This window comes from Pseudomonas sp. FP1762, from assembly GCF_030687105.1.
Classification (GTDB): domain Bacteria; phylum Pseudomonadota; class Gammaproteobacteria; order Pseudomonadales; family Pseudomonadaceae; genus Aquipseudomonas; species Aquipseudomonas siliginis.
Genome location: NZ_CP117458.1, coordinates 2,040,503 through 2,052,936, shown reverse-complemented (window position 1 = coordinate 2,052,936; position 12,434 = coordinate 2,040,503). Strand labels below are relative to the sequence as shown.

The 12,434-nt window shown below is 62.2% G+C and carries 8 protein-coding genes; 5 read left to right on the top strand and 3 right to left on the bottom strand.

The features are described 5' to 3' along the window. Positions 1-64 precede the first annotated feature (64 nt). The gene (locus tag PSH90_RS09090; protein ID WP_305382545.1) at positions 65-2,449 is read right to left on the bottom strand and encodes a diguanylate cyclase; all 2,385 of its coding nucleotides are present in this window, start codon (positions 2,447-2,449) and stop codon (positions 65-67) included. Between the two features lie 144 nt (positions 2,450-2,593). Next, positions 2,594-4,864 carry a bifunctional 23S rRNA (guanine(2069)-N(7))-methyltransferase RlmK/23S rRNA (guanine(2445)-N(2))-methyltransferase RlmL gene (rlmKL, locus tag PSH90_RS09085; RefSeq protein ID WP_150741382.1) on the bottom strand — a complete coding sequence of 757 codons (2,271 nt, stop codon included), beginning with the start codon at positions 4,862-4,864 and terminating at the stop codon, positions 2,594-2,596. 530 nt (positions 4,865-5,394) lie between these two features. Here rlmKL and rmf point away from each other — a divergent pair. Further along, positions 5,395-5,610, top strand: a complete 216-nt coding sequence (gene rmf, locus PSH90_RS09080) for a ribosome modulation factor (RefSeq protein WP_003223300.1) — start codon at positions 5,395-5,397, stop codon at positions 5,608-5,610. 300 nt (positions 5,611-5,910) lie between these two features. On the opposite strand, the gene PSH90_RS09075 is transcribed toward rmf, so the two are convergent. Further along, a complete protein-coding gene (locus PSH90_RS09075; protein ID WP_252877767.1) occupies positions 5,911-6,930 on the bottom strand; it encodes a quinone-dependent dihydroorotate dehydrogenase in 1,020 nt (339 codons plus the stop codon). A 218-nt stretch (positions 6,931-7,148) separates the two neighbouring features. Between PSH90_RS09075 and PSH90_RS09070 the strand changes: the two genes are divergently transcribed. The 4 genes from PSH90_RS09070 (at position 7,149) to PSH90_RS09055 (ending at position 12,403) form a co-directional block, all read left to right on the top strand. Beyond that, complete coding sequence (locus tag PSH90_RS09070; RefSeq protein ID WP_258707840.1) at positions 7,149-8,360, top strand: CmpA/NrtA family ABC transporter substrate-binding protein; 1,212 nt, start codon at positions 7,149-7,151, stop codon at positions 8,358-8,360. Positions 8,361-8,375: 15 nt separating this feature from the next. Next, positions 8,376-8,951: an ANTAR domain-containing response regulator gene (locus tag PSH90_RS09065; RefSeq protein WP_007916390.1), complete on the top strand. Its 576-nt coding sequence runs from the start codon at positions 8,376-8,378 to the stop codon at positions 8,949-8,951. 562 nt (positions 8,952-9,513) lie between these two features. Next, positions 9,514-10,725 carry a NarK/NasA family nitrate transporter gene (locus tag PSH90_RS09060; RefSeq protein ID WP_305382544.1) on the top strand — a complete coding sequence of 404 codons (1,212 nt, stop codon included), beginning with the start codon at positions 9,514-9,516 and terminating at the stop codon, positions 10,723-10,725. A 7-nt stretch (positions 10,726-10,732) separates the two neighbouring features. Continuing rightward, positions 10,733-12,403: a bifunctional protein-serine/threonine kinase/phosphatase gene (locus tag PSH90_RS09055; RefSeq protein WP_305382543.1), complete on the top strand. Its 1,671-nt coding sequence runs from the start codon at positions 10,733-10,735 to the stop codon at positions 12,401-12,403. Positions 12,404-12,434 lie beyond the last annotated feature (31 nt).

Here is a 12,434-nt window from a genome sequence, read left to right as displayed (position 1 = left end):
TCGCTCCCACAGAAAATCAGCGCCAGGTCCCCTCTGCCCCACAGGGTCAGGTGTCAGGTTCGAATCAGCACATCTCCCGCTCAACCCGATCCCGGCCATTCTGCTTCGCTGCATAAACCCCTGAGTCAGCGCGCAGCAACAATGCATCTGCGCCCTCCCCCGGGCGCCAACTGGCGATGCCGAAACTGGCGGTGACTACGCCGACCACGTCCACCGGCGCGCCGCGCAAACCTTCCCACAATTCCCTCGCCAGCATGTAGGCGTGTTCGCCGTCGATGTCCGGGCACAGCACCATGAACTCTTCGCCGCCCAGACGGCAGAACACGTCGGTGCGGCGCAAGCGATGGCCGATCCGTTCGCAAACTGCTTGCAGCACGCGGTCGCCGACAGCGTGGCCGAACTGATCGTTGATGCGTTTGAAGTGGTCGATGTCGAGCATGATCACCGACAACTCACCGCCGCCACGCTCGACCCGGGCCATTTCGGTGGTCAGGCGTTCCTGGAAATAGCGGCGGTTGTGTATGCCGGTCAGCGAATCGGTGATCGACAACGCGCGCAATTCTTCTTCCACGCGCTTGAGATCGGAGATATCCGAGATGTAACCGTGCCACAGCACCCCGCCGCCCGGCAGTTCTTCAGGCGTCGCCTCGCCGCGCACCCAGCGCAGGCCGCGTTCAGGCAGTTGCACGCGGTATTCCTCGCGCCACGGGCTGAGGTTTTCCGCCGATTCGCGGATGGATGAGCGCACGCGAATCGCGTCCTGCGGGTGAATGCGACTGAAGATCGCCTCGGAGTCGAGCAGCAGCACATCCGGCTCCAGCTCGTAGATTTCGCGGATGCCATCGCTGGCGTAGATCACGCTGAAGCGTCCGTCGAATTCCATTTTGAATTGGTAGATGCCACCGGGAACATGGGCGCTGAGCTTCTTCAGCAATGTGTCGCGTGCTGCCAGCACCTCGTGCACTCGCTTGCGTTCGGTGATGTCGATGCAGATCGCCAGATGACCGACCCACAGGCCTTGCTCGTCAAGCACCGGCGTGGCGAGCATGTTCACCGGCAGATGACTGCCATCGCTGCGCACCAGGGTCCATTCGCGTGCTTCATGACCGCCGACTTCGCCGCCCTCGACCAGCATCGCGTGGCAGGTCGGAATGCTTTTGCCGTAGCGCGCGCTCAGCTCCGCCGAACGCGCCGCCAGCTCCCGGGGTAAATGCAGGTTCTCCAGGGTCATGCGCCCGACCACTTCGGCGCTGCTGTAGCCGAGCATTTGCTCGGCACCGGGATTGAAAGTGTTGATCACCCCGCGCAGGTCGGTGGCAATGATCGCGACCTGAGTGGCGGCATTCAGCACGCCGCGCAACTGACCGTGGGTGCCGCGCAGTTCCTGCTCGCGCTCGTGCAATTCCTGGGTGCGCACCTCGACCAGCCGCACCGCGCGCTGGCGCTGGCTGACCAGCACGTAAAGCAAGGCGCTGAGCAGTGCGCTGAGCAAGCCGCCCAGAATGATCACGCTGCCCACCGACGAATGGTTGGCTTGCATGAAGGCGTAGCTTGGCAGGATATCGACCTGATAGTCGTGATCGGCCATGCGTAGCAAGCGCGTCGCCGCCAGATCGCCGGGCACCGCCTCGTTGGTCGATTCGAACAGCGCCTCGTGCTGACTTTGGGTCGAAAGGTCGAGAATGCGCACCGACAGATAATCGTGCAGGGCATCGGGCAGTCCGTCGGCGAGCAACTGGCGCATGCTGATCACCGCCATCACATAGCCGAACGGCTGCGATTCTCCGGCGCGACTGACCGGCGCCAGTAGCAACACCCCACGCGCGTAGGACGGCTCAATCCCGACCAGGTGCATCGGTTGCGACACCGCCATGCTGCCGAGCTGGTCGGCGCGTTGCAGGGTTTCGCGGCGCAAGGGTTGGGCGAGCAAGTCATAACCCAGTGGTGGCGCCAATCGGCTTTGGGTCTGGGTGTACAGCACCGGCACGTATTCCTCGCGCGGCGCCGCCAGTTGCAGCTCGCCCTTGGCGTCCAGTTCGCGAATGGTGAAATTGCTCAGGCCCTCATCACGCACCTGCTGTTCGAACGCGGCCCGCTCGGCACCACTGACTCTCGGGGCATAGGTATAGGCTTGGGTGCGCAGCAACAAAGGGCGGGAGTAACCATCGAATTCGGCGCGGGACACCGATTCGGAGTTGGCGAAGAACCGGCGCAGACCATCGAGACGTTGCTCCTGGTCCTGAAAACGTTCGGCGATGCGACTGTAGCGTTCATTGGCCAGCAGTTGAAAGCGCTGACGCGATTGTTGCTGAAACTGGTTGAAGGTGCCCCATGCGAGCAGCCCGGTGAGAATCCCGCCGGCAAGCAACACCAGCAAAGCGACCAGCCAGGCTGAGACGTCTTCACTGATGAAACCGAGGATTTTCGGGCGCACGGGGTGCAACGGCATAAGCACGACTCACTCCGCCAGATTTGCGGGAAAACCCCATTGGCGGTGTGTGAGTTATAGCTATTAGCCACTAATTTAGCTAGCACCGCTGGATCCACCGAGCCGTTAAAAATCAAGGCTCTGTGGATCCAACCAGTTAAAGCGTCAACGAGCCGTGATTTTCCAGGCGCGGTGGATCTTGGTATTGCGGGCGAAATCCGGATCAATGGTCTGCGCACTGATTTCCTCGACCGCATAACGCTCGGCGAGGTTTTCCTCCAACTGGAACTTGCGGAAGTTGTTGGAGAAATACAGCACGCCACCCGGTGCCAGCCGCGCCATCGCCAAGTCGATCAACTGCACCTGATCGCGCTGTACGTCGAAGATGCCTTCCATGCGCTTGGAGTTGGAGAACGTCGGCGGGTCGATGAAGATCAGGTCGTATTCGTCACGGCTGCTTTCCAGCCACGACATCACATCACCCTGCTCCAGACGGTTCTTGTCCGAGAAGCCGTTCAACGACAAGTTGCGCCGCGCCCAGTCCAGATAGGTTTTCGACAGGTCGACGCTGGTAGTGCTGCGCGCGCCGCCCTTGGCCGCGTGCACGCTGGCGGTCGCGGTGTAGCAGAACAGATTGAGGAAGCGTTTGCCGGCCGCCTCTTTCTGAATGCGCATGCGCATCGGCCGGTGATCGAGGAACAGGCCGGTGTCGAGGTAATCGGTGAGGTTGACCAGCAGCTTCACGCCACCTTCATTGACCTCGACGAACTTGCCCTGCGCAGCCTGACGCTCGTACTGCTTGGTGCCGCTCTGCCGCTCGCGGCGCTTGACCACCACGCGGTTCTTGTCGACGTTCAACGCCTGCGGAATGGCCGCCAGCGCATCGAACATGCGCGCCGAGGCTTTTTCCGGGTCGATGGATTTCGGCGCGGCGTATTCCTGAACGTGCACCCAGTCGTGGTACAGGTCGATGGCCATTGCGTATTCGGGCATGTCGGCATCATAGACGCGGTAGCAATCTATGCCTTCGCGCTTGACCCACTTGCCCATCGCCTTGAGATTTTTCTGCAAGCGATTGGCAAACATCTGCCCGCCTTCGCTCAGGCGCGGCTGTTCGATCACTGGCGCCGGGGCTGGCGTCGGCTTGATCGGGTTGCCGTTCTTGTTGAACTTGCGCTCTTGCGGTTCGTCCGGGGTCTGATCGTAAGCCGCTTGCTCGCGCTCGGCCTGGCGCTGTTCCGGAGTGCGGCGTTCGCCAGTGACGAACTGATCGGGCAGAACCTTGATCAGCAGCAGCTTGCACGGCAGCGCGCCGTTCCAGAACGAATATTGTTTATGGCTGCGGATACCCATGCGTTTGCCTAGATCCGGGGCGCCGGTGAACACCGCCGCTTCCCAGTTCAGGCAGGCCTGACGCAGACGCTCGCCGAGATTCTGGTAGAGATACAGCAGGCTGGCTTCGTCACCGAGACGCTCGCCGTACGGCGGGTTGCAGATCACCAGACCTTTCTGGTTCTGGTCCGGGCGCGGCTCGAAGGTCGCCACTTCGCCCTGGTAGATCTTGATCCACTCGCTGAGGCCGGCACGTTCAACGTTGTTGCGGCCTGGCTGAATCAGTCGTGGATCGGCTTCGTAACCGCGAATCCACAGCGGCGGTTTGGCCAGACCGGCAGCGGCGCGCTCGACGGCTTCTTCGTGGAGTTTTTTCCACAGTGCCGGCACGTGACCGAGCCACGCGGTAAAGCCCCACTGCTCGCGACGCAGGTTCGGCGCCATGTCGGCAGCGATCATCCCCGCTTCGACGAGGAACGTACCGACACCGCACATCGGGTCAGCCAGTGCGCCACCTTCGGCGGCAATGCGCGGCCAGCCGGAACGAATGAGGATTGCCGCCGCGAGGTTTTCCTTCAGCGGCGCGGCGCCCTGCTGCAAGCGATAGCCGCGCTGGTGCAGGCTGTGGCCGGACAGGTCGAGGGACAGAATCGCTTCGCCGCGATCCAGTCGCAGGTGAATGCGCAGGTCCGGGTTGAGTTTGTCGATGGATGGACGATCGCCCTGTGGCGTGCGCAGTTTGTCGACGATGGCATCTTTGACTTTCAGCGCGCCGAAGTGGGTGTTGTCGATGCCCGAGCCGTGGCCGCTGAATTCGACGGCCAGGGTGCCGTCGCTGAGCATGTGATCCTGCCAGTCGATGTCGAGCACGCCGTGGTAGAGGTCTTCGGCGTCCTTCATCGGGAAACGCTTGAGCACCAGCAACACACGGTTGGCCAGACGCGACCAGAGGCACAGGCGATAAGCGGTTTCCATGGTCGCCATGCCACGCACGGCGGAGGTGTGCTCGCGCGCTTCTTCAAGGCCAAGCCCGACGGCTTCCTCGATGAGCAGGCCTTCAAGGCCTTTGGGGCAAGTGAGGAAGAGTTCGAAACGATCGGACATGGTAATTCCAGAGCCTTTGGCTAGTGGGCCGGCAACGCATTGCCGACCCGGTTTTCAATCAGGCGCTTTTCTGAAAGAGCGCCCGCGTGGCACGAAGGTGTGCCGTTCCATCCCCGCTGCTCGGGTTAAAAGAGCTTAGATGCCGGGACAGATAAAAAAGTTGGTGAAACAAAAAGACTGAAAGCGACCCTTCGTCGAATATTACCCAAGCGCAAACGTGGGTCATTCTCACTAAAGGATTAACCCCCTGAGTCAGCGGGGCGCCGATCATACCGGGGTTTGCGCAATGAACGTTGAATAAATACGCGGTTACTTATCGCCATAGCATCCTTTACGTTACGTGCTTATGACAAAACGATCATTCCCTCGGTGTGACTCATTGGTTAGAACTGAGCACAGGTTGACGTCGCAACGGCGTCAACACCTTGGCTCGCCACGCCGGCAGCGAGCCGCACGATGGCAGGTTTTTTCTGCCAGACCTCAATTGAGGTCAACGCGACACTACAGTCAACAAGTGAGGGAAACACCCTATGAGAAGACTTAAGCGTGATCCGTTGGAAAGAGCATTTTTGCGCGGATATCAATATGGCGTTGGTGGCAAATCCCGTGAGCTTTGCCCATTTACTCTACCGTCGGTACGTCAAGCCTGGATCAACGGCTGGCGAGAAGGACGCGGCGACAACTGGGACGGTATGACCGGCACTGCGGGAATCCACAGACTCAACGAACTTCACGCCGTCGGCTGACACAGGGCATTTATTCCGACACGACAATCTGAATTTGCATTGAATTAACCACGCACGTCCCTCCCGGACGGCGGGCTACGGCCCAGGGGCTCCTTCGAGGAGCCCTTTTTTATGCCTGCAAAAAGGGTTAACCGGGATCCACGTGGCGAGGGGATTTATCCCCGCTCGGCTGCGCAGCAGTCGCGAAGTCCGAATTTCAATTTACCTGGCGTATCAATGTGCAAGGCTTTGGGGCTGCTGAGCAGCCCAGCGGGGATAAATCCCCTCGCCACAAAGGCTCCGACAAGTCCTCGGCAATCCTCAGCGCAACGCGGCGATGGCGTCTACCGATTCACGAATCAGCGCCGGGCCTTTGTAGATGAAGCCCGAATAGATCTGCACCAGGCTTGCACCGGCCGTGATCTTCTCCGCCGCGTGCTTGCCCTCGGTAATCCCGCCCGCAGCAATGATCGGCAAACGCCCGGCCAATTCGCCCGCCAGCACCTTCACGGTATGGGTGCTCTTTTCACGCACCGGCGCACCCGACAGACCGCCCGCCTCGTCACCATGCTCCATGCCTTCGACGCCGACACGGCTCAGAGTCGTATTGGTGGCGATCACCGCATCCATGCCGGTTTCGATCAACGCCTGGGCGACCTGCGCAGTTTCTTCGTCGGTCATGTCCGGCGCGATCTTGATCGCCAGCGGCACATGCTTGCCGTGACGCAGAGCCAGTTCGGCGCGGCGCGTGGCCAGGTCCGCGAGCAATTGTTTGAGCGAGTCGCCGAACTGCAGGCTGCGCAGGCCCGGGGTATTCGGCGAGCTGACGTTGACCGTGATGTAACTGGCGTGGGCGTAGACCTTGTCCAGGCAGATCAGGTAATCATCCACCGCGCGCTCGACCGGGGTATCGAAGTTCTTGCCGATGTTGATGCCCAGCACGCCTGTGTATTTCGCCGCAGCGACCCGCGCCAGCAGGTTATCCACGCCAAGGTTGTTGAAGCCCATGCGGTTGATGATCGCCTCGGCTTCCGGCAGGCGGAAGATCCGTGGTTTCGGGTTACCCGGCTGCGGACGCGGGGTCACGGTGCCGATTTCGACAAAGCCGAAACCCAGTTGCGCAAAGCCGTCGATGGCCGCGCCGTTTTTGTCCAGACCTGCCGCCAGCCCTACCGGGTTCGGGAACTCCAGGCCCATGACGGTCACCGGCATTTTCGCCGGAGCCTTGCACAGCAAGCCGTTGAGGCCCAAACGTCCACCCGCGCCGATCAGATCCAGCGACAGATCGTGGGAGGTTTCCGGGGAAAGTTTGAACAACAGCTGACGGGCCAGGGTGTACATGGGCGGCAATGACTCGGGCGGCGAAAAGAGGCGGCGATTATAGCCGGGCATCGTCCCCCGGCGCGAGGCGCCTGCGCGAATCAGGCGACTGGCATATGCCTTGCACCACCCTGCTCATCAGTCTGCCGACCAATGACGGCGCGCAGGCCAGGACAATGGCGTCGTCCCCGGGTTTTGCCTGCGCAGAATCCGGGACGACGTTTTTTTTGAGGTAGCGTATGAACGAAACGTCCTTGGGGCCTCTGGCCTGGGTCAATGGCAGCGATGCGCCGGAAAAGAGCGCGATCAATCTCGGCTTCATGGCGCTGAGCGACTGCGCCTCGGTGGTGGTCGCCGCCACCCAGGGCTTCGCCCAGCCCTACGGCCTGACGCTGAACCTCAAACGTCAGGCCTCATGGGCCAACCTGCGCGACAAACTGGTCAGCGGCGAACTGGATGCCGCGCACAGCCTGTACGGACTGATTTACGCGGTGCACCTGGGCATCGGCGGCGTCGCCCCGACCGACATGGCAGTGCTGATGGGCCTGAACCAGAATGGCCAGAGCCTGAACCTGTCCCATGGTTTGCAACAGGCTGGCGTGAACAGTCCTGAAGCGCTCGATCAGCATGTGCACCAAAGCCGCGCAAAACTGACCTTCGCCCAGACCTTCCCCACCGGCACCCATGCGATGTGGCTTTATTACTGGCTGGCGAGCCAGGGCATTCATCCGTTGCAGGACGTCGACAGCGTGGTGGTGCCGCCGCCGCAAATGGTTGCGCACCTGCAAGCCGGGCGCATCGACGGCTTTTGCGTCGGCGAACCGTGGGCGGCCAGCGCCGTGCAGCAGAATCTCGGTTTCACCCTGGCGACCAGCCAGAGCATCTGGCCCGACCACCCGGAAAAAGTCCTCGGCTGCACCCGCGAATTTGTCGAGCAATACCCCAACACCGCGCGGGCGCTGGTCATGGCCATTCTTGAGGCCAGCCGCTTCATCGAAGAAAGCCCGGAAAACCGCCGCAGTACCGCGCAATTGCTCAGCGCCACCGAATACCTCGACACCCCCGCCGCCTGCATCGAGCCGCGTTTCATGGGCGACTACGCCGACGGCCTCGGCAATCGCTGGCAGGACCCGCATGCGCTGCGTTTTCACGGCGGTGGCGAGGTCAATCTGCCGTACCTCTCCGACGGCATGTGGTTCATGACCCAGTTTCGTCGCTGGGGTCTGTTGCGCGAGGATCCGGATTATCTGGCCGTAGCCCGCCAGGTTCAGCGTCTGGATCTGTATCGCGAGGCCGCCAGCGCTGTCGGTGTTGCGACTTCGTACGCAGACCTGCGCAGCAGCCAGTTGCTCGACGGCAAGGTCTGGGACGGCAGCGACCCGGCGGGTTATGCGCGCAGTTTCAAACTGCATGCCCTGAGCGACACCGCCCCCCTTCTCGCCCAGCGCTGACAGGAGACCGCGAACATGTTGCGCATTCTGCTGATCAACGACACCGCGAAAAAAGTCGGACGCCTGAAAGCGGCGCTGACCGAGGCCGGCTTCGAGGTAATCGACGAGTCCGGCCTGACCATCGACCTGCCGGCGCGCGTCGAAACGGTGCGCCCGGACGTGATCCTGATCGATACCGAGTCACCGAGCCGCGATGTCATGGAGCAAGTGGTGCTGGTCAGCCGCGACCAGCCCCGGCCGATCGTGATGTTTACCGACGAACATGACCCGGGGGTGATGCGTCAGGCGATCAAGTCCGGGGTCAGTGCCTACATCGTCGAAGGCATTCACGCACAACGGTTGCAGCCGATTCTCGACGTGGCGATGGCGCGCTTCGAGAGTGACCAGGCCTTGCGCGCGCAATTGCAGGCGCGCGATCAGCAACTGGCCGAGCGCAAGCGCATTGAACTGGCCAAGGGTTTGCTGATGAAGATGAAGGATTGCAACGAGGAAGAGGCCTACACGCTGATGCGCCGCCAGGCGATGAGCCGCCAGCAGAAGCTGATTCAGGTGGCGGAGCAGATCATTGCCATGAGTGAGTTGCTGGGCTGAAATTTTCGCTGCAAATCAAGGGCCCCTCACCCTAGCCCTCTCCCGGAGGGAGAGGGGACCGACCGCGTTGTCTTGCGCTGTCCGCCGACCTGAACGACCGAGTCGATTATGGATTCACTCGAAATCGTTCAGATCGGCAAATGATTCGGCCATCCCCCGCTCGGTTCCCTCTCCCGGAGGGAGAGGGGACCGACCGCGTTGTCTGGCGCTGTCCGCCGACCTGAACGACCGAGTCGATTATGGATTCACTCGAAATCGTTCAGATCGGCAAATGATTCGGCCATCCCCCGCTCGGTTCCCTCTCCCTCTGGGAGAGGGCTAGGGTGAGGGGCTTTTGCTTTTCAGCTGTTGGCACAAATCTCGCTAAGTAAACCGCACAGGTAACCAACGGCGGTTGCCCCACCTACGACAAAGACGTCGCTCACCCCGTTCGCCCCTCGGCGAATCAGGTAGCGGCGTTTTTGCGTTTTGGCCCCACAGAACGGGGCCGGTGGTGCGGCCGTGAGGCGCTCCACCTGCTGTGCATGACTCCTTTCGAGACTCTTTTCAGCCGAGGTGCGCGATGAATTCAAACTTCTGGAAATCCGGCCATACCCCGACCCTGTTCGCGGCCTTCCTGTATTTCGACCTGAGCTTCATGGTCTGGTACCTGCTCGGCCCGCTGGCGGTGCAGATTGCCGCCGACCTGCACCTGACCACCCAGCAGCGCGGCCTCGTCGTCGCCACGCCAATTCTCGCCGGCGCGGTGTTGCGCTTCGCCATGGGCATGCTCGCCGATCGCTTGTCGCCGAAGACCGCCGGACTGATCGGCCAGGTCATCGTCATCTGCGCGCTGTTCGGCGCCTGGAAACTCGGCATCCACAGTTATGAACAGGCGCTGATCCTCGGCCTGTTCCTCGGCATGGCCGGCGCGTCGTTTGCCGTGGCCCTGCCGCTGGCCTCGCAGTGGTATCCACCAGAACATCAAGGCAAAGCCATGGGCATCGCCGGTGCGGGGAACTCCGGCACCGTGTTCGCCGCGCTGCTGGCGCCAGTGATTGCCGCCGCGTTCGGCTGGAGCAATGTCTTCGGTTTCGCCCTGATCCCGCTGGTTCTGACCTTGGTGCTGTTCGCCCTGTTGGCAAAAAACGCCCCGCAGCGGCCAAAACCGAAAGCCATGGCCGACTACTTCAAGGCCCTCGGTGATCGCGACAGCTGGTGGTTCATGTTTTTCTACAGCGTCACCTTCGGCGGCTTCATCGGCCTGGCCAGCGCGCTGCCCGGTTACTTCAACGATCAATACGGTCTGAGCCCGGTGACCGCCGGCTATTACACCGCTGCCTGCGTGTTCGGCGGCAGCCTGATGCGGCCGCTGGGTGGCGCGCTGGCCGATCGCTTCGGCGGCATCCGCACCTTGCTGGCGATGTACACCGTCGCTGCGATCTGCATCGCAGCGGTGGGCTTCAATCTGCCAAGTTCCTACGCGGCGCTGGCGCTTTTCGTCTGCACCATGCTCGGCTTGGGCGCCGGCAACGGTGCGGTTTTCCAATTGGTGCCGCAGCGTTTTCGTCTGGAGATCGGCGTGATGACCGGGCTGATCGGCATGGCCGGCGGCATCGGCGGCTTCGCCCTCGCCGCCGGTATGGGCGCGATCAAGCAAAGCACCGGCAGCTATCAATTGGCGCTGTGGTTGTTCGCCAGCCTCGGCGTGCTGGCATGGTTTGGCCTGCACGGCGTCAAGCGTCGCTGGAGAACCACCTGGGGCTCGGCGGCGGTGACAGCGGCGCGGGTCTGAGGCTCGAATGGCCCTGCAACTGAGTTTCGCCGAAGCCAGCGCCACCGGCCCGCGCGCGGAGAATCAGGACGCCCTGCGTTCAGTGACACCGGCGCCGGCACTGGCGGTGAGCAAGGGTTATCTGTTCGCCATCGCCGACGGCGTCAGCCAGTGCGCCGATGGCGGCCTCGCCGCGCGTTCGACCTTGCAGGCCCTGGCGCTGGACTACTACGCGACGCCGGAAACCTGGAGCGTGGCCCAGGCGCTGGATCGCCTGCTGCTCGCGCAAAATCGCTGGCTGCAGGCCAACGGCGGCGGGCAACCGCTGCTGACCACGGTCAGCGCGCTGGTGATGCGTGGTCGACGCTTCACCCTCGCCCATGTCGGCGATTGCCGGGTCTATCGCTGGCACGCCGAGCGCTTGCAGCGCATCAGCGAGGATCACGTCTGGGAGCAACCGGGCATGCAACACGTGCTCAAACGTGCGCTCGGGCTCGATCAGCATCTGGTCCTGGATTTCCTCGACGGCGAACTGCGTGAGGGCGAAAGCTTCGTGCTGCTCAGCGACGGCGTCTGGTCGACCTTGGGCGATACCGCGATCGCCGCGATTCTGCGCGATCAAGTGGATCTGCACAGCGCGGCGCAAACCTTGGTCAACGCCGCGCATCTGGCCGGCAGTCAGGACAACGCCAGTGCCCTGCTGGTGCGCGTCGATGCGCTGGGCGAAGCGAGCATCGGCGATGCGCTGGTGCAATTGCAGCAATGGCCACTGCCGCCAACGCTGAAACCCGGGCAAGCGTTTGAAGGCTGGCAGGTGCAAGGCATCATCGGCCAGAGCCAGCAATCATTGCTGTATCGCGTGCTTGATGGTCAGGGCCAGTCTTGGCTGTTGAAGACCTTGCCGACGCGCCTGGCCGACGACCCGCAAGCCGGGCAGGCGCTGCTGTCCGAGGAATGGTTTCTCAAGCGCGTGGCCGGCCGGCATTTTCCGCAAATCCATGCCTGCACTCAGCGTCAGCATTTGTATTACGTGATGCGCGAATACGCCGGGACGACGCTGGCCGAAATGTTTCAACACAGCGGCCCGTTGCCACTGGCGCAGTGGCAGGACATCGCCGAGCGGCTGTTGCGCGCGGTCGGGCTGCTGCATCGACGGCAGATTCTGCACCGCGACATCAAACCGGAAAACCTGCTGCGGGGTGACGATGGCGAGCTGCGCCTGCTGGATTTCGGCTTGGCTTATTGCCCGGGACTGTCGGAGGACGCACCGTCGACCCTGCCGGGAACGCCTAGTTTCATCGCCCCGGAAGCGTTTCGCGGCGAACCACCGAGTGCGCAGCAGGATTTGTATTCTGTCGGTGTCACTCTCTATTACCTGCTCACCGGGCATTTTCCCTATGGCGAAATCGAAGCGTTCCAACGGCCCCGATTTGGCGTGCCGGTGAGTGCCAGTCGCTATCGCCCGGACCTGCCGGACTGGCTGGCGCAAAGTCTGGAACGCGGCGTCGCCGCCGATCCGCAGCAACGCTTCGAAACCGCTGAAGAGTGGCTGCTGGTGCTGGAACAGGGTGAGCGGCAAAGTTTGAGTGTGCGGCCCCGGCCTTTGTTGGAACGGGAGCCGTTGAAGGTCTGGCGGACGATGGCGCTTCTGGCATTGCTCGGGAATGTGGTGCTGCTGGTTTTGTTGTTTCACAGTTGAACCGCACCGCGCCATTCGCGAGCAGGCTCGC